Origin of the sequence: Rothia sp. HMSC061E04, from assembly GCF_001813685.1 — a bacterium.
GTDB classification, from domain to species: Bacteria; Actinomycetota; Actinomycetes; order Actinomycetales; family Micrococcaceae; genus Rothia; species Rothia mucilaginosa.
In genome coordinates, this window is the sequence record NZ_KV813683.1 from 1 (window position 1) to 18,151 (window position 18,151).

The 18,151-nt window shown below is 57.0% G+C and carries 18 protein-coding genes and 1 tRNA gene; 8 read left to right on the forward strand and 11 right to left on the reverse strand.

The genetic code is table 11. From position 1 onward, the window contains the following. The first annotated feature begins 206 nt into the window (after window positions 1–206). From HMPREF2927_RS00030 to HMPREF2927_RS09155, 3 genes are all read left to right on the forward strand, one after another. The gene (locus HMPREF2927_RS00030) at window positions 207–755 is read left to right on the forward strand and encodes a GTPase (protein WP_070684527.1); all 549 of its coding nucleotides are present in this window, start codon (window positions 207–209) and stop codon (window positions 753–755) included. Between the two features lie 178 nt (window positions 756–933). Further along, complete coding sequence (locus HMPREF2927_RS00035; protein WP_233992147.1) at window positions 934–1,959, forward strand: D-mannonate dehydratase; 1,026 nt, start codon at window positions 934–936, stop codon at window positions 1,957–1,959. Next, window positions 1,960–2,250 (forward strand): hypothetical protein, encoded by a 291-nt coding sequence (locus HMPREF2927_RS09155; protein ID WP_246827307.1) that lies wholly within the window; start codon window positions 1,960–1,962, stop codon window positions 2,248–2,250. A gap of 23 nt (window positions 2,251–2,273) precedes the next feature. On the opposite strand, the gene HMPREF2927_RS00040 is transcribed toward HMPREF2927_RS09155, so the two are convergent. After that, a complete protein-coding gene (locus HMPREF2927_RS00040) occupies window positions 2,274–2,906 on the reverse strand; it encodes a LysE/ArgO family amino acid transporter (RefSeq protein WP_070684529.1) in 633 nt (210 codons plus the stop codon). A 208-nt stretch (window positions 2,907–3,114) separates the two neighbouring features. On the opposite strand from HMPREF2927_RS00040, the gene HMPREF2927_RS00045 reads away from it, so the two are divergent. Further along, the gene (locus tag HMPREF2927_RS00045; RefSeq protein WP_070684531.1) at window positions 3,115–4,032 is read left to right on the forward strand and encodes a LysR family transcriptional regulator ArgP; all 918 of its coding nucleotides are present in this window, start codon (window positions 3,115–3,117) and stop codon (window positions 4,030–4,032) included. Window positions 4,033–4,654: 622 nt separating this feature from the next. Continuing rightward, window positions 4,655–5,062 (forward strand): hypothetical protein, encoded by a 408-nt coding sequence (locus HMPREF2927_RS08960; RefSeq protein WP_141754857.1) that lies wholly within the window; start codon window positions 4,655–4,657, stop codon window positions 5,060–5,062. Between the two features lie 77 nt (window positions 5,063–5,139). On the opposite strand, the gene HMPREF2927_RS00055 is transcribed toward HMPREF2927_RS08960, so the two are convergent. Then, window positions 5,140–5,454 (reverse strand): cell division protein CrgA, encoded by a 315-nt coding sequence (locus HMPREF2927_RS00055; RefSeq protein WP_070684535.1) that lies wholly within the window; start codon window positions 5,452–5,454, stop codon window positions 5,140–5,142. Window positions 5,455–5,613: 159 nt separating this feature from the next. On the opposite strand from HMPREF2927_RS00055, the gene HMPREF2927_RS00060 reads away from it, so the two are divergent. The 3 genes from HMPREF2927_RS00060 to HMPREF2927_RS00065 are packed head-to-tail and all read left to right on the forward strand — an operon-like array spanning window position 5,614 to window position 7,193. Further along, complete coding sequence (locus tag HMPREF2927_RS00060) at window positions 5,614–6,363, forward strand: class E sortase (protein ID WP_005507387.1); 750 nt, start codon at window positions 5,614–5,616, stop codon at window positions 6,361–6,363. A gap of 20 nt (window positions 6,364–6,383) precedes the next feature. After that, a complete protein-coding gene (locus HMPREF2927_RS09080) occupies window positions 6,384–6,545 on the forward strand; it encodes a hypothetical protein (RefSeq protein ID WP_005508086.1) in 162 nt (53 codons plus the stop codon). A 15-nt stretch (window positions 6,546–6,560) separates the two neighbouring features. Next, window positions 6,561–7,193 carry an aminodeoxychorismate/anthranilate synthase component II gene (locus HMPREF2927_RS00065; RefSeq protein ID WP_070684537.1) on the forward strand — a complete coding sequence of 211 codons (633 nt, stop codon included), beginning with the start codon at window positions 6,561–6,563 and terminating at the stop codon, window positions 7,191–7,193. A gap of 196 nt (window positions 7,194–7,389) precedes the next feature. On the opposite strand, the gene pknB is transcribed toward HMPREF2927_RS00065, so the two are convergent. The 9 genes from pknB to HMPREF2927_RS00110 form a co-directional block, all read right to left on the reverse strand. Further along, window positions 7,390–9,519, reverse strand: coding sequence for a Stk1 family PASTA domain-containing Ser/Thr kinase (gene pknB, locus HMPREF2927_RS00070; RefSeq protein WP_070684539.1), 2,130 nt, complete (start codon window positions 9,517–9,519; stop codon window positions 7,390–7,392). Between the two features lie 41 nt (window positions 9,520–9,560). Next, window positions 9,561–11,318, reverse strand: a complete 1,758-nt coding sequence (locus HMPREF2927_RS00075) for a protein kinase domain-containing protein (protein ID WP_070684542.1) — start codon at window positions 11,316–11,318, stop codon at window positions 9,561–9,563. Continuing rightward, window positions 11,315–12,754 (reverse strand): peptidoglycan D,D-transpeptidase FtsI family protein, encoded by a 1,440-nt coding sequence (locus HMPREF2927_RS00080; RefSeq protein ID WP_070684545.1) that lies wholly within the window; start codon window positions 12,752–12,754, stop codon window positions 11,315–11,317. Before HMPREF2927_RS00080 ends, HMPREF2927_RS00075 begins: the two co-directional genes overlap by 4 nt. Continuing rightward, complete coding sequence (locus HMPREF2927_RS00085; protein WP_070684547.1) at window positions 12,747–14,210, reverse strand: FtsW/RodA/SpoVE family cell cycle protein; 1,464 nt, start codon at window positions 14,208–14,210, stop codon at window positions 12,747–12,749. Before HMPREF2927_RS00085 ends, HMPREF2927_RS00080 begins: the two co-directional genes overlap by 8 nt. After that, window positions 14,203–15,975, reverse strand: coding sequence for a PP2C family protein-serine/threonine phosphatase (locus tag HMPREF2927_RS00090; protein WP_070684549.1), 1,773 nt, complete (start codon window positions 15,973–15,975; stop codon window positions 14,203–14,205). The genes HMPREF2927_RS00085 and HMPREF2927_RS00090 overlap by 8 nt, the downstream gene beginning before the upstream one ends. A 3-nt stretch (window positions 15,976–15,978) precedes the next feature. Beyond that, the gene (locus tag HMPREF2927_RS00095) at window positions 15,979–16,443 is read right to left on the reverse strand and encodes an FHA domain-containing protein FhaB/FipA (RefSeq protein ID WP_005507379.1); all 465 of its coding nucleotides are present in this window, start codon (window positions 16,441–16,443) and stop codon (window positions 15,979–15,981) included. Further along, window positions 16,443–17,309 (reverse strand): FhaA domain-containing protein, encoded by an 867-nt coding sequence (locus HMPREF2927_RS00100; RefSeq protein ID WP_070684551.1) that lies wholly within the window; start codon window positions 17,307–17,309, stop codon window positions 16,443–16,445. The genes HMPREF2927_RS00095 and HMPREF2927_RS00100 overlap by 1 nt, the downstream gene beginning before the upstream one ends. 229 nt (window positions 17,310–17,538) lie before the next feature. Then, window positions 17,539–17,625, reverse strand: a tRNA-Leu gene (locus tag HMPREF2927_RS00105). A gap of 88 nt (window positions 17,626–17,713) precedes the next feature. After that, entirely contained in the window at window positions 17,714–18,067 is a 354-nt protein-coding gene (locus HMPREF2927_RS00110) for a PLDc N-terminal domain-containing protein (RefSeq protein ID WP_070684554.1), read from the reverse strand. Window positions 18,068–18,151: the final 84 nt, after the last annotated feature.

Consider the following 18,151-nt stretch of genomic DNA (forward strand, 5'->3'; position numbering starts at 1 on the left):
TTGCGTTCACTGTATGGTTTTTGGATAACAATCCAATAGGCAATAAAAAGAGCCCGCTTGCGCGGGCTCTTTTGTTTTAACAGCTAAAGCTGGAAAGGGGCAGACCCATGCGGGTCTGCCCCTTTTTTGTGCCCTCAGACCCTTGTCTATGGCTCTGTCTACAAGGAAGAATGCTCTTCACAGACACACTGGGATAGAGTAGAACCATGCACTACCCCATGTTTTCCCACGCCCCAGAGCCAGTCGATCAGCATCACCAACACAACGGTGAAGAACGAACGGTAGCACTCTACGTAGAGAGCATACTGGAGCCTCACGAAACCTGGGCGGCACTGACCGAATACATTCACCTCTGGTGGCCCAGGCAGCTCCTACAGAGCGAGGAAAGCCATATCGACCTCTCCACCGAGCTACTGCTCGAAGAGACCGCAGACGGGGATATTATTCCTGTCGCACGCATTATCCAGTGCGAGAACGAAGACGTCCTCACCATCGCACCCTACCCGGGTACACGTCTGGGGCGGCTCATGGGCGTAGCTGAAGAATCAGAAGAAAGCCTGAGCTTCATCCTGGATGCTCTAGCCCCGGAGACTGCAGAAGGACCGTTATCCCTGCTCGAAATCAGTAGCGGTACCTACACGGGTCGTGAGGACGAGGAGCTAGGCATCTACGAGGAACAGGAAGAAGCAGCTGCCCTCCTCATGGGCGCCTACAGCCGCTTTATCGGAGCTGAACTCCAGCGAGAAGAACTATAGGGGCCTTCGGATAAAAGAGGTTCTCAACCCCTGTAGAGTGGTATGTCATGAGCGCACAGGACCAGAACACCCCGCAGCAGAAGGACGCACGCCCATCTGGGCGCGGCTGCGTGCTAAAGCCACTGCAGAAGCGGTGCAACCTCAGCATTACACCACTCAGCACTACAGCAAGGCTGACATGCTAAAGCAGAGCAATATCTGGTTCCGTAAACAGGGCGTGCCCCTCATCATTCCTGCACGTCAACGTGCTCTCGATGCGTTCCCACGCTCTGTACCGTGGATCCTGTGGGCTGGCATCATGCATATCTGCTATATCTTCCTGCGCGACCTTCTCCTCTTCGTCGTAGAGGACGTGAAAGGCTCCCTACCGGACTACATCAAAACTCTCACACGCGATAGTACCCTCAGCAACGAAGTGCTCCCAGTGCTCGTACTCGGTGGGATTTTCCTCATTATGCCGATCATCTCCGGTGTGTTCATTGCTCTTGCCCACGTGCTGATGGTCCGCTCCCCGCGGTGGGTTCAAATCACCACGGGTATTCTTACCGTACTTTCTGCTGGAATGCTCTTTACCGCCGGTGTCTTTGCATCCAACACCCTCGACGGCCTCGACTTCGTCTACGACGGCGGCCAAGTATTCCCGCTCATCGTTATCGGAATCTACCTCGCCATCTTCCTGGGCGTAGATACCGTACTCGGCTGGTCCCTTAAGCACGCCATCCACCAGCTTGCATCCCTGCCGCCCATGATCGCGAAAGTACTACCCGTACTCATGGTGTCCGTACTCTTTATCTTCGTGAACGCAGACCTCTGGAAGCTTGCCAACGGACTCAGCTTCCCGCGCACCTGGGCGGTTCTGGGCCTCATGGGGCTACTCGCCGTGTTCGTGGTCGTCACAACCTCCCTGGAACGCACAGCGCGCCTGCTGGGGCGCTCGAGAGGCGACGACATCGCACGCTTTAGCGACAACGACTACGAGCATGCCGCAGCCCTCGAAGGCGGAATCTGGAACACCGCCCAAGACTGGGTCGAAGAGAAGAAAATCCTCGAACACCGACCCCTCAAAATCGCTCCCTGGAGTAACCTCATCATCATCCCCATGATCGGGCAGATTATTCAGGCGACCTTCTTCATGCTGCTCGTCTTCGGATTCTTCATGGGTTTCTCGTCCATCGCCATTAGCGACACCACCATCGAATCCTGAATGAGCATCAAACCCGAACACCTCAAAATCCTCGGCGTAGACACCAACATCAACGCCGTCGTCATCAAGGTGTCCATGATCGTTGCCGTGTTCTCCGGGCTCAGCTTCGTTGCAACCACCAGTAGCGACGAAAAATACGCCCGAAGCTTCCTCAAGCCCATGATTGAGCGGATCAAGCACATCCTGATCATTCGCGATATCTACTTGGGTCTACTTACCTTGCCCAAAAATGAAGTGCTCATACCCCTCGAAGAGGAGAAGAGCACTGAAAAAGAGACTGACAAAGTATAAAGAGCTAAGTCAGGGGGTAAAAGTTAATGGGTCGACAGGTTCATCGTCAGCAGGTTGAACACCAGGTACGCCATCAGAAGAGCCGTCGCACCATCCAAAACGCGCCACGCTGAAGGGCGCGCAAAGAGCGGACGCAACAGGCGCGAACCATAGCCCAGCATCAAAAACCAGATCAGGCTACCGCAGCAGCAACCCAGGTAGTACCACCAACGGCCAGGATCACCCTGGGCGTTTGCCAGCGAACCTAAAAGAATAGTCGTATCTAACCATGCCAGCGGATTCAAATACGTCACCGCCGCCGTGGTCAGCAGAGCCGCCTTCAACGACTGAGAATCGCCCTCCGCATCATCAACCACGATGGAGTGCGTAGTAAACACGCGGCGGCCAGCCTCAAAACCAAACCACGCCAAAAACGCCGCACCCACATAACGGAACACCTCAATAAACCACGGCGCCGCATCCAACAGGGCACCCAGACCCACAACGCCCAAGCCAATCATCAGAGCATCCGACAGAATGCAGAAAATAATAATCGGGGTAATGTGCCGACCCAAAATACCCTGACGCAGCACAAAAGTTCCCTGGGCGCCAATAGCCGCCACCAAAGAAATCGTGGTGGTAGCGCCCAGAAACAGCAGGGAGAGGGATGCGGACATCGTGAAACTTTCTATGTTGATCAAACGGGGTATGAACCCGCGTACGTAGTGGCGGGTAGCGGCTCTCTTACTACCAGCTTGCCAGGCAAAAGCTCGTGATGCAGGGATAAAGCCTGCGTTAGCGGAAGTGTGAAGTGCCAGAGACGAGAATACGGGAAAAAGGACCCTAAATCTATCTAAATATTTTCACACTGCGTAAGATATTCTTATGACACGTTTCAGTACCGACCAGCTCACCACTTTCGCCACCGTCATTGAATACGGCACCTTCGACGCGGCAGCAGATATCCTGCGAGTGAGCCCCTCCGCCATCTCCCAGCGCATCAAAGCCATGGAACAGATCGCCGGAAAGGTCCTGGTACGCCGAAGCAACCCCGTCACCCCCACCGACGCCGGACAAAGCGTACTGCGCATCGCCCGACAAAGCGAATTCCTGCAGCAAGAAATGGAACGCGAACTCATGGGTGCCGGCGGCTTCCAGAGCGTCTCCGTTGCCGTCAATGCCGACTCACTCGCCACCTGGTTCATCGACGCCGTAGGAACCCTCAGCCGCGAAGACAGCATCTTCTGCGACCTGCGACGAGAAGGTGAATTCCACTCCTCCGCCATGCTCCGATCCGGAGAAGTCATGGCAGTCATCACCTCCAAACCCGAAAAAATCCCCGGCTGCTCCGTCGAAACCCTCGGCGTGGCACGCTACTGGTGCGTTGCCACCCCTGACTACGTACAGCGGTACCTACCCGGCTGGCCCAAGACCACGAGCCACGAAGAGCTCAATCATGCCCCCGTTGTCGAATACGACCGTAAAGATTTTGTGCAGGATATAGCACGAGCCCTCATTGAAAAAGAGGTAGGTCTAGAGGCTGAAGAAACCTTTATCCAAAGCCCCACCATCTACATTCCCTCATCTCCGGACTATGCGCGAGCCGTCAGCTCCGGTATTGCCTGGGGCCTCATTCCTGAGGCACAATGCGCCGAAGAACTCGAAAGCGGGCACCTCGTGAAGCTCGCCGCAACCCCCGTAGAATTCCCCCTCTACTGGCAGCGGTGGAACATCAACTCGCCCGTCATGGAGACCGTAACCCGCCGCGTCCACGAAGCGGCGCGAGGCGACCTGATCTACTAGAAGAGGATGACTTTGGTGAGCTTTATGGAACGTCACCAGGTGGCCCTCTACCTTGGCTCCATGATCGTGGGAGCTGCCTGCGCGGGTTTGAACGGGTGGAGTCACGCTTCTGAACAGCTCGTGCCTTATGCGCTTGGCGCTACTGTGGAGTAACTTCGCTCTCATGCCCCTGGCCGGCATGAATGTTGGTCAGCATAAGATGCTTGTGTGCACGGTCGTGCTGGCGGCTACCCTTGGAACCCCGATTCTAGTTGCGCCTCTGGTCTCCCTCTTTATCCCTGAGGGAGGCCCCGTTGCTCTAGCTACAGTGATTGTTTTGCTGGCTCCATGCGTGGATTACGTGGTGGTTTTTACGTGTATTGCCGGAGGGGAATACCGAGGTTTGCTAGCGGCAACACCCTACCTGCTCGGCGCCCAGCTTATATTTATTCCTATCTGGACTAGTATATATTCTTATATAGGAATAATAGATATGAGGGTGGCGGGAGAAATTTTCCCCCTCCCCGCTGAAAGCTACCTCAGCCTCACACCGCTCATCGCACCTCTAGTAGCCGCCTACCTCGCGCAACGCTGGTTAACCCGCTCACCGCAGCGCCAACAAACCTACGAACGCCTACGTAGTATGAGCGATACCGCGATGATTCCCCTCATGTGCCTACTTCTTGCCCTCATGTGCTCCGCCTACACCCCGGCGGTACTGAACGAAACGCAGCTCATTCCCCGACTCGCCGGACTCTACCTTACCTACGCTATCCTCGCAGGAGTCGCTGCATGGCTCCTTAGCAGAATGATGAGCCGACCGGAACGTATCGCCGTAACCTTCAGCGCCGTCACCCGCAACGCCCTCATCATCTACCCCGTCGTAGCGCTCTGTGCACAACGCCTGGCGCACAGCGGGAACCCCGAAGCAAAGCTCATGAGCGCTACCGTACTCACCCAAACCCTCACCGAACTGCTCAGCATGGTCGCCATGACCGCGATCTTCCGGACAGCGCTTCAGAACAGAAAAAGCGCCGCAGAGGCTCCCTAACCCCCTAGCTCCAAACATAGAGAGGCGGCCGCCCCACACGGGACGGCCGCCTCTCTATAAGCTCTAACGTCTAAACTCTAGCGCCAACGAGTCATCATCAGCATGCTCACCATCATGGCGCCCACACCAACACTCACATTCCACATACCCAAATCAGGAATCGGGAACAGGCCCTGCGTAATGTAGAAAATAATAATCCACAGAATGCCCACCGCCAACAGCGAGAACATAATCACGCGGTACCACAACGGAGTCTGCTCCTTCAGCTGCGTGCCGCTCTCCATCTCACGAGCAATCTCACGCAGACGCAGCTCGCTCGCATCCTCCACCTCAGACTTAGCAGACTTCTGAGACTTCTTCTTGGACGATGCCTTAGCCGAGTTGGTCGACATACTTCCTCCGCTTATTGTTGTATGGGTAACCTAAAAATATATGTTCACACCTATCTTTGCAGACTTACGGGATGATTTCACCTTCTCCGTGCGTTGAAAGATAAGGAACGCCACCCGGCGCCCAAGAACATACACAACCCAAAGGACAAAGGAGAACGCATGAGCCAAGGAACGGCACCCACCGCAGAGCGCCGCCCCCGTACCGTGCTGCACTGGATTATCCAGATTACAGGCGAACTCCTTATTACCGTCGGCCTGCTGCTACTGCTCTTCGTCGCATGGCAGCTCTGGTGGACCAACATCGACGCCGACCGCACCCAATCCCAAGCCGTCAGCACCCTCGTCCAGGAATTCGACTCCAACCCCGCCGAACCCCTCCCCAACTGGGATCCCAACACCCCTCCCGCAGGTCTGAGCGAACCCGGCCACGGCGAAGTCTTCGGCGTCGTCTACATCCCCAAGTTCGGATCCGACTACCAGCGCCCCGCCACCCAGGGCACCAGCTCCGACGTGCTCGACTCCCTCGGACTCGGCCACTACGAAGGAAGCGCCATGCCCGGACAGGTGGGCAACTTCTCCCTTGCCGGCCACCGCCAAACCCGCGGTAAAGTCCTCAACGACATCGACCTGCTCACCGAAGGCGACCACATCTACGTGCGCACCAAAGACGGCTACTACACCTACACTGTCTACAGCCACGAAATCGTGCAGCCCGACCAAGTAGAAGTCATCGAACCCGTCCCCGGACAGCCCGGCGTAGCACCCACCGAGCGCCTCCTGACGCTCACCACCTGCCACCCGCGCTACGGCGACACCGAACGATACATTGTCCACGCCCGCCTCGAATCCTGGCGGCCCGCCGCAGCCGGAGCGCCCGCAGAGATTGCCGCCTCCGTAGCAGGATCCTAAACTCAGAGAGGAAAAGCAAGATGTACGCATGGATTTTCCGCCACCTTCCCGGCCCCCTGTGGGTTCGCATCATCATCGCCATCGCGCTGATACTCGCCGTAGTCTACCTGCTCATGGAATTCGTCTTCCCCCACTTCGCAGAGTACGGCCCCTTTAACCTGAACGTCACCATCAACCATTAGCGCTAAGGACGTGCCATGACCCGCATCCTTGTCATCGACAACTACGACAGCTTCGTCTTCACCCTCGTCGGCTACATCCAGCAGCTCGGCGCTGAAACCACCGTCATCCGTAACGACGAATACGAACTCGACGCCGTTATCAAGCTCGCCGAAGAACACGACGGCGTGCTCGTCTCCCCGGGCCCCGGCGCCCCCGCAGAAGCAGGCGTCATTATTGACACCATCCGCTGGGCAGCCGAAGCGAAGAAGCCTCTGCTGGGCGTATGCCTCGGCCACCAGGCCATCGCGGAGGCATTCGGCGGCACCGTCACCCACGCCCCCGAACTCATGCACGGCAAGACCTCCCGCCTCGTGCACGAGAACGTCTCCGTATTCAAGGACGTGCCCAACCCCTTCACCGCGACCCGCTACCACTCCCTGGCAGTCGTACCCGAAACCATGCCCGAGGTCCTGGAAACCACCTCCACCACCGACAACGGCATCATCATGGGTCTGCGCCACCGTGAAGCCCCCATGCACGGCGTGCAGTTCCACCCCGAGTCGGTCCTGACCGAAAGTGGATACCTCATGCTCGGTAACTGGCTCGAAGAAACCGGTCTGCAGGGAGCCACAGAGCGCTCTAAGAGCCTCTCACCCCTCATGGCTTAGTAACTTTAGCTTGGATCGCCATCAATGGCTTATATCGCCTCCAGAAGCCCCGTAGCAGGCATGCTACAGGGAAACTGGAGGCGATAACTCTACCCCCTCGCACACTTCCTACCCCGAACCCAGGTACACAAAAAGGGGCGGCACCCCACACCCAACGGTGTGGAGCGCCGCCCCTTTTGCTAACCGCTAGAACCCCTTAGCGGGCGTTAGCGTTTGTGTTGTTCGCATTGGTATTCGCGTTAGTACCCTGAATCGTACGGGTACCCGCAGCAGTGGACGCAGCCGGTGCCGGAGTAGCCGTAGCGGTAGAACGCTGCTGGTTCTGGTTACCGGTCGCCGCCGCAGGCTGAGTAGCCTGCTGGTTAGCCGCGGTAGAACGCTGCTGGTTCTGGTTACCAGTAGTAGCGTTCTGGTTACCGGTCGCCGCCGCAGGCTGAGTAGCCGCAGTAGTCGGAGCGGTCGTCTGAGTCGGAGTAGCAGCTACACGGATCGTCACAGTGCTGTTCTGAGCCACCAGAGTACCCGCCGCAGAGCTCTGCGAAAGCACAGTGCCCGCAGGACGCTCGTTAGTCTGAACAGTCTCAATGTTGGTGTTCAGCAGAACATCCTGAGCGGTCAGAGCAGCAATCGCCTGATCCTTGGTCAGACCCACCAGCGAGGGGACCTTCACCTTACCGGAAGACAGGACAATGTTCACGGTGCTACCAGCCTCAACGGTCTGAGCCCCCTTATCATCGGTCGAGTCCTTCTCAGGGGACAGCTCCACAACCATACCCGCAGGAACGGAAGCGCTCTCCACAGTGGAGACGCGGCCATCCACCAGACCCAGGTCCTTCAGAGCGTTACGGACATACGCCTCACTCTGACCCTGCAGGTTATCCGGCAACTTGACCTTCTCCGGACCGCTCGAAACAGTCACAACCACGGTCGAGCCCTTATTAACCGTAGAACCGACACCCGGCTCAACGTTGATAACGTCGCCCTTCTTGATGTTGTCCGAGTAGCCCTGACGGTACTCCACCACGAAGCCTCGGTTACGCAGCTGGTTATCGGCATCATCGCGGGAAACATTCACCACAGCCGGAACCTGAACCTGCGGAACCTCATTGAGCTTGTTCTGGTAGTACAGAACCGAGCCGACACTGAAAACCAGCAGAGCCACAATCAGAGTACCCACAAGGAAACGAACCCACGCACGCTTACGCGGCGAAGACTCATCGTACTCTGCGTACTCCTCCTCGTCATACAGTTCCTCATCGTCTTCATACTCGAAGAAGCCGTTGAGGCCGCCGTCTTCCACCGAAGCCTCAGTAATCGAGGTGGTGTACGGGGCGTAATCCTCACCCAGGGAAGCAGTAGTCGCCGAAGGAACAAAAGCAGTAGTCATCGCTGCATCCTGAACCACGGTCTCTTCACCCGGGCGAACAACCGACGCCAGAGCCTGAGCGAACTCAGCAGCACTCTGATAACGCTCATCCGGGTTCTTCGCCAGACCCTTCAGAATCACAGTATCCAGACCAGCAGGAACCTCAAGCGGGGTGAACTTGCTCGGAGGCTCAGGGGCATCCGAAAGATGCTTAGCCGCCAGATCAACATTCGACTCAGCGTCAAACGGAGAACGACCAGCAATCATCTCGTAAATCACGCAAGCAGCAGAGTACAGATCGCTACGGGCGTCAACATCCTTGCCGCTCACCTGCTCAGGGGACATGTAGCGTGCGCTACCCATCACCACGTTAGCCTTGGTCAGCGCCTCGCCAGCTTCCTCAATGGCACGGGAAATACCGAAATCCATGACCTTAATCTGGCCCGGCTGACCCTTAGCGATATCCTCGCTGGTACGCTCCAGCACCATAATATTCGCCGGCTTAATATCGCGGTGAATGATGCCCATCGAGTGGCTGTATTGCAAAGCACCCAGCAGCTGCTCGGAATAACCCAAAGCATCACGGACCGGCAGATGACCGCCACGGGATAGGATGGAACGCAGAGTATGACCCTCCACGTACTCCATCACGATATAAGGAATAGCGGTGCCCTCTTCCGAAGAAGCAGACTCCCCACCATCCTGCGAAGGGTTATACGAACCGGTGTCATAGACAGCAACAATCGCAGGATTGTTCAGAGACGCCACAGCCTCCGCCTCACGCTTAAAGCGTGCGCGGAACGTATCGTCCTGGGCCTGCTCCGGGCGCAGAATCTTAAGCGCAACCTTGCGGCCGAGGCGAGTATCCTCGGCAGCATAAACGGTTGCCATCGCACCGGTACCGATTACCTCGAGTACCTTGTAACGGTTATCAACCGTGTCGGGAACCGACAGGTCCATAAGTTCTCCTGGATCACTAAAACTAAATCAAAATGTAGGGGCTAACGCGCCGACGCGGAAGCGGAAGCAGAAGCCGACGCAGACGGTGCAGCAGAAGCGCTCGCACTCGAACCCCTACCCGAACTGGAAGAGGCCACATACATGTCTACATTACTACCAACCGTGACCTTGGTGCCAGATGAGGGGGTAGTACGAAGCACCGTACCGGGGGCCGCCGTGTCCGAATTCTCATAATGCAGAGAAACATTCACACCCAGAGCGGCAACAGCCTTCGACGCCTCATCAACGTTCTTACCCTCAAGGTTCGACGGCAGAGTCACCGACTTCGGACCGGTTGAATAGCGAACAGTCACGCTATTACCCTGCTCCAAAGTACCCGTCGGAGAAACCGAAATCACCGTGTTCTCCGGCTGAGTAGACTCAACACCCTCAGTCTTGGGGGACAGACCAAGGTTCTTCAGCTCGTTCACTGCATCCTGCAGCTCGCGACCCTCATAGTTAATCGCGTTGATGGTCACCTTCAGCTTTGCGGCACGGGCAGAAGCAGACTCAGTCGGCTCCACCGTCGAAACGGTACCCGTGTTCGTCGGAACAACAGACGAAGAAGCGCTCGGAACCGAATCAGTCGAACCGCCACCATTATTGGAGGAGAGGACCGTCCAAATACCACCAGCAATCAGCACAATCGCCAACAGCAGCGCAACCCACATCCACACGTTCGGTCCACGCTTAGCCGGAGGGGCAACAGCAGCCTTCACACGACCCGAAGCCGGACGCATGGTCTGCTCACTCGTACGAGGAATAGGTGCCGTCGTCGGCTCCGGCGAAAAACGACCACCAGAACCAAAACGCGGAGTAGCAGAAGCGCTAATCGGCTCCGCCGCCACATCCATCGCAGTCATAGCGACAGTAGAGTCGTCAGCATTCTCCTCAGCCAAGAACTGCGCCAGCGGAGGAACAGCCTTCACCGCTGCCTTCAGATCGCGGCGACGAATCGCATCCACCGCAGACGCCAGAGCGGTCGCATCCTTAGGACGCTGAGCCGGGTCCTTCGCCAACAAGCACATGATGAGCGCACGAGCAGCAGCCGGAATAGTTTCCGGAAGCGGCGGCGGCGGATCATTCACCTGAGCCAAAGCAATCGCAATCTGCGACTCACCCGTAAACGGACGACGACCCACCAGGCACTCATAACCAATAATGCCCAAAGAGTACATATCCGAAGATGCGGTAGCAGCCTGACCGGTTGCCTGCTCCGGCGCCAAATACTGGGCGGTGCCCATCACCTGGCCGGTAGCCGTCAACGGCACCTGATTAGCCAGACGAGCAATACCGAAATCAGTCACCTTCACGCGATCATCCGGGGTGATGATAAGGTTACCCGGCTTCACGTCACGGTGCACCAGACCCTGCGAATGAGCCGCAGCCAACGCGCGAGCAGTCTGAGCAATGAAGTTCAGAACACGGTCCGGCGGCAGGGTAGTCTCGTGCTCAATGATGCTAGAGAGCGGATTACCCGGGACCAGCTCCATGACCAGATACGCGGAGTTGTCCTCCTCGCCGTAGTCGAAAACATTCGCCACGCCGGGGTGGTTCAACAGCGCCGTATTGCGGGCCTCAGCGCGGAAACGCTCCAAGAAACCCGGGTCACCGGTGTACTCCTCCTTGAGGATCTTGACCGCAACGATGCGTCCAAGCACCTTATCGCGAGCTTTCCACACCTCGCCCATACCGCCAATCGCGATACGTTCGGTTAGGGTGTAGCGCCCGCCCAAAGTGATATCAGCCGCAGGCCTCACTTGTTCAACACCGCCTCAAAGAGTTGCTTACTAGTACTGGTTGCCAACTGGGCACCGGTTGCCACGTCAATATCCTCATAAACCACAGCAATCGCAATCTGAGGATCATCAGCCGGAGCAAAACCGGTAAACCAAGAATTATTCAAACCTGCCGTCGTCTCCGCGGTACCGGTCTTACCCGCCACCTTCACACCGGGGACACCAGCGTTGCGTGCAATACCATTATCAACCGAATTGACCATCCACTGCTTGACCTGGTTAGCAATTTCAGGACTAGTGGACGTACGCAGCTTCTCAGGAGAGAACTCCTGCAAAGTGCTCAGGTTGCTGGTCTTCACCGAACGAATCAGATTCGGCTTCATCTGCACACCGCCATTCGCAATCGCCGCAGACATCATAGCCACCTGCAGCGGAGTGGTCTTCACGTCATACTGACCAATCGCCGACTGGGCCAACTGGCTCTGCGTCAGATTTGACGGGAAAGAAGACTTAGAAACCCTCAACGGAATCTTCAAATCCTGGCCGTAACCAAAATTCTCTGCAGTTTTCGCGATACGCTCCTGACCCAAATCCATCGCAATCTGCGCAAAAGGCGTATTACAGGACTGAGCCAAAGCCCACTCAATCGTCGCCTGAGTGCGGGTTCCACACTGACCGCCCGTATAGTTCGGCAGGCTAATGTTCGTGCCCGGCAGCGGCAACTGTGCGGGGTTCGCAATGACCGAAGATGCGTTGTACTTGCCGGACTCCAGCGCCGCCACCGCATCAATAATCTTGAACGTCGAACCCGGCGAATAGGTGTTACCCGCAATCGCACGGTTGAACAGGGGGCTGTCCTCATCAGAAGTCAGCGCCTGATAATTCGCCAAAACCGAAGAGCTCGTATGAGCCGACAGAAGATTCGGATCATAGGACGGCGAAGAAGCCATCGCCAGAATCTCACCGGTCTTCGGGTTCATCGCCACCACAGCGCCCTTACGGCCCTGCAGAGCGCTATACGCAATATCCTGAAGCTTCGAATTAATCGTTAGATCCACGCTAGCGCCCTGCGCAGAAGAACCACTGAACAGCTGCGCCACACGGTCGTAGAACTGGCTATCACTCGTGCCGGCAAGCTCCTTATCCATAGCAGCTTCCAAACCGGTCGCACCATAAATCGTGGAGAAGTAACCCGTCAGAGCCGCGTACTTGAGCGGGTGGTTATACACACGCTGGTAGTTGTACTCATCATCAGACTTCACCGACGAAGCGATCTCCGTACCGTCAACCACGATTGAGCCACGTGCCGAACCGTAATTATCGTAGAGAGCTCGGGAATTCCACTGATTATTCATCAGAGTCTTCGAATCGAAGAACTGAATATAGCTGAGGGTGCCTATCAGCAGGACAAACACGCACGCGGCAGACATCCACATGCGGCGAATAGCCCTATCCATTCTTCTCACCTCCAGAATCCTTAGCCGTAATACGCGCCAGAACGCTAGTAGCACCCTCCGGCTCGTAGCTAGTGTCCGCATGGTCAATACCCTGAGGAGCATCATAACCAGCCACCAGGTGAGGTGCGCGGGCACTATGAGAAATAGACAACCACAGCGCCACAATAATCCAGTTAGCCACCAACGAGGAGCCACCGGCAGACATGAAAGGAGTCGTCAGACCAGTCAGCGGAATCAGGCGAGTCACACCGCCAATCACCACGAACAGCTGCAGAACCATGACCGTAGACAGACCGGCAGCCAACAGCTTGCCGAAACCATCACGAGTACCCAACGCCGCACGGTAACCGCGCGAAACCAGGAGCATGAACATCATCAGGATGGCACCCAGACCCACCAGGCCCAGCTCCTCACCCAGGGAGGAAATGATCATATCCGAGTTAGCGTACGGGACGAGGTTTGCGCGGCCCTGACCCCAACCGCGGCCAAAAAGACCGCCGTAAGCCAGACCAAAAACGCCCTGCAGAATCTGACCCGAACCACCAGGAGACGCCTGGTAAACCTCAGGTTCAAATGCATGCACCCACGCATAAATACGGGCGTGCACGTGCGAGACATAGTGGTACGCAAAATAGCCACCCACAGCTATTCCGACACCCGCAACTACCAGCCAAGAAACCCTGCCTGTCGAAAGGTACAGCATCGCCATGAACAGGCCAAAGAACATAATTGCTGAACCAAGGTCCTTCTGGAACACCAGAACACCCAGGCTCACAATCCACGCCAAGAACACCGGCGCCAAATCACGCAGACGCGGCAGGTTGATAGGACCGATGCGGCGGCCAGCCACCAGAATCAGGTCACGGTGCGTCGCCAAATAGCCGGCGAAGAAGATCGCCAAAGTAATCTTCGCGACCTCACCCGGCTGGAATGTGCGGTTACCGATATGAATCCAAATACGAGCACCATTGAGCTCCATACCCAGACCCGGAACCAGCGGCATGATGAGCAGAATCATCGACAGCACCAGGGAGGTGTACGTGACCTTACGCAGCAGACGGTAATCCCTGAGCACAAACACGATAATCGCGCACAGCACCATAGACACGCCGGTCCACATCAGTTGACCATCACCCACCGGAGCCGCAATTTGCGGATCCAGACGATAAATCATGGTCAAACCAATACCGTTCAGAGCCACCACCAGCGGCAGAATAAACGGATCAGCGTAACGGGCGCGGAACTGCATGACCAGGTGAATCAGAAGAGCACCGGCACCCAGCACCACCGTGCACGGTAGCCACTGGCTCTTCGACGTATCAAAAGCGTGCTCCGGATTAATCAAGTACATGCCGAAGGAACTGATACCCACCGCCAAAACCAGCAGGAAAAGCTCCGTAAAACGGCGTGCACGAGGCGCATCCGACTCACGGCGGAACGAGAAGAACTTAGCCATTGTTCTCACCGCTCTCTGCAATAGGCGCGGAGGAAACCGTAGCCAGCTCAGGAGCCGGGGACGCCGAATCAGAGCCCGGTGCCCCAGAGTTCGGAGCCTCACTGGGCGTCTCAGAGCTCGGGGAAGCAGAAGCCGAGGCAGACGCGGAAGCAGACGCAGCGGCCTGCTCCGCCTTCTCACGAGACTGATCCGCCTGAGTCTTCAAACGAGACACAATCTGATGCGCGTCCTCTAGGTCCTTCGCCGTAATCGCATTACGCAACAAAGAACGAGTATGATCGCTCAGCTCACTCGTCTGAATATCGGTATTCTCCACCACGTAAGAAAGGCGAATCGGACCCAACGCATGCGGAATACCGTTGTACACTGCAACCGTGCCGTCACTCTCACCCACATAGTAGCTACGCTCCACATAGCGCAGACCAGTCCACGCAACCAGCGTCAAAATAGCCGCAACCAGCAGAGTAATGAACAGGCGAATCGACCACGACCGCGGGCGCGAACGCTCAACAGTATCCTCAGCGATCAGCTCCTCCAGCTCAGCCGGCAGGGTCGCCTCATCAGACTCCACCTTCAAAGGCACACGCTGAGCCACCGTCGCACGATGCTCTAGGGTACGAGAAGTAACCGCCGGAATCATGCCGGTCTCAGTAGCCACCGAAGCGGCACCAACCAGCTGATGCGGGCGGGAACCCAATTCGCTACGCAAAATCGCAGCATTCGTAAGAGCCGCATCCACGGCGTTATCGTACGTACCGATATGGTGACGCACCGCCCCAGAACCACTGTGCAACAGGGTTCCAGAGAAGTCACGAGCACGACGGAAACGGCGCAACGACCGACGATAACGCTCCTCAGAATCCTCATCATGGTGCGCGCCCAAAATAGCCTCAGCAGCCTCAGCGGTGGCAGCAACCTCGGGAAGCTTCTGAGTGTTCGTGCTGACCTCCTGCTCCGCCACAATCGAATCAGGTAGGGCAGACTCAGGCAGGCTCGAAGGACCCACCGGCTCATCCACCGGCAGAACCTCACGGTCAATCACCTGCAAGGACACAGCCGTCACGTTATCCGGCGCGCCGCGCTCCAAGGTCATCGCAATCAGAGTGTCAGCGATCTCAGACAGGTCATCGGTAGAACGCATCACCTGCTCAATCTCCGACAGGGACACCACAGCATCCAAACCGTCCGAAGAGAGCACCCAGCGCTCGCCGGGAACAGCGTCCAGAGTCTTCAACTCCAGCTCGGGGGAGGCATCAACATCACCCAGAACGCGCATAATCACGTTCTTATGCGGGTGGTTCTCTGCCTCCTGCGGGGTAATACGACCCTCATTGAGCAAGCGCTGCACAAACGTATGGTCAGTAGAAATCTGCTCAAACTCACCATCAGCGCCCGGACGCAGACGATATGCCCGCGAATCACCAATATGGGCGAACTCAATGCAATCACCATCAATCAGCAAGGCAGTACAGGTCGTACCCATACCCGCCAGCTGAGGGTCATTAGCGGCCAGCTCATTAATGATCAGGTTCGCGCTCTGAATCTCATCAGCCAGATAAACGCTACCGGTACCATCCTCAAAGTCAGGGTGGTCAAGCGGGGTCAAATTCAAAACCGTCGTAGCCGACGCAACATCGCCGCCCACGTGACCGCCCATGCCATCAGCAACGACAGCAAGGAAACGACCACCGTAGCCGGAGTCATCATTCTTCGAGCGTTTCAGACCCGTATCAGAGCGGGCCTCAAAACGAAAAGCGATCTTCATACACTAGCCCCTCAACTGCATGGTGGTACCGCCAACGCGGAAATCATCACCGGGCTCAATCGGGGTCGCACGAGTCAGACGCTCGCCATTGACGAACGTGCCATTAGTAGAATTCAAATCCTCCAGGAACCAGCGGGAACCCTGAGGGAACAGACGCGCATGGCGGCCCGAGGCGTAATCATCCTGCAGGGACACCTCAATGTCATTAGCGCGGCCAATAGTAATCGGGTGGTCCCCCAACTGCATCATCGCGCCAGCCTGCGCCCCCGCAGTAATCACAAGCTGTGAAGGACGAGTCGGCGGAGGCGCAATATGGGTAGCCTCCGGAACCGCATCAACCGGTGCCGCACGATAGTTCTTACCCAAACCAAGGTCACGGCGAGCCGCCGAAACCACCAGGAAAACAAAGAACCAAATCAGAGCCAGAAAAGCGTAACGAAGGATAGTAACGGTCAATTCAGACGCCATTAACGGACACCTCCGGTCGAACTATGGAAGATGATGCGGGTATTACCCATGCGAAGCAGAGAACCGTTCGCCAGCACCACCGGCGCACGCAGAGGCGCACCATTAATCAACGTGCCGTTGGTAGAACCCATATCGGAGGCGACCACCGCACCACCCTGCATCGAAAGCTGCAGGTGACGGCGAGAAACACCCTTATCGTCCAGACGAAAATCAGCATCAGAACCGCGGCCCAGCACAAACGGCAGGTGGTTCACCGGGTGCATGCGACCCTCAATCTCCAAGAAGAAACGGGGAGCACCCGCCGCAGGAGGCGGTACTGGCATGCCCGGGCGACCCACAGGAGCCTGCTGAGGCGCAGGGCTGGGTGCAGGCTGAGCCGGCTGGGCAGGCGGCTTCGTAATGCGGGTCGGCAAAGAAGACTCACGCGGCGGACGCACCGGCGCGTAGTTAGCAGCGCCGCGCAGAGACGAGGACGCGGGAGCCTCCGGCACAGAGAACGGCTCGAAGGTTGCAACAACCTCAAACTCGCCCTCAGAGAGAGAATCAAGAACGTTGAACGTCACGCGAACCGCACCAATCAGGGTGTAACCCTGCGCGCGGGCGTGCGAAATCGCCAAATCGCACAGCTCAACAGCGAACGGGTTGCCCCACTCGCGCACGCGAGGGAAATCAACCGGTGCGAAACGGAGAGTATAGACATTAGGAGCCATAGTGCGGCCACTGCCGTCCACATAGGACTCGTCATCCATCATGATGCGGACGCGGTTAGCGACATCCGCCTTCGCAAAGGTGCCGAAGCCCTTGGAAAGGCCGACAGTGCGACCGATGCCTTGCTCCAGCTTGCCCAGCTTGTCGAAAAACTTCATGCCGCCTCCTTCTCAACGACCATTCCGAGCAACAGACCGCACAAACGGTCTTTATCCGAAAGGCTCAGTTTAACGAGCGTGTCTGTGCGTTAGCTGTGTGCCCTGTGAATGAGCACACCCGATTCTATTTTAGGTGATGCACTTGCCCATCGCTCTGGAACCCCGTCATTTAGCGGGGAATTGGTTATGGATATGAAAAAATCCCCGGTTCTTTCGAACCGGGGATCGTTGGTGCGCGAGGGGGGAGTTGAACCCCCACGCCCTCACGGGCACACGGACCTGAACCGTGCGCGTCTGCCTATTCCGCCACTCGCGCATGTGTCTTACGGTGTGTCACCGCAGGCAACACATAAAACTATACGGACTGCGCGCGGTGCTGTCCAATTGGGAGAGTGTGACCTTCGCTACTTAGTGGTGGTAGGGGTGTTAGAAAGAGACTCCGAAGCACTATCGGAGGTGCTATCGGGGGCACTATCAGACGCTCCACCGGAAGCAGCCGCATCGGAAGCAGCCGCGGAACCCCGCGCCATACGCTCCTGTTCAGCACGCTCCCGGTCAATACGCTCCAAACGCGCACGCAACAACCATGTCACCGGACCCACATACGGCAGGCACAACACCAGCAGAAGCCACTTCAGCTTCTGCACCTCCGAAAAATGCGGGTTCCGATGAATCGTCACCAAGCACAATAGCGCCAACGCAATACCAGCCAGAAACACGACCGTGACCACCAGCTCCAGTACGGCACGCCAATCCATAAACCCTCCTAATATCCTTCCTAAGCATACAGACCCATTAGGAGCCCGCATTAGGAGCTTACAGACCCTCAGAATAGTCCGAGG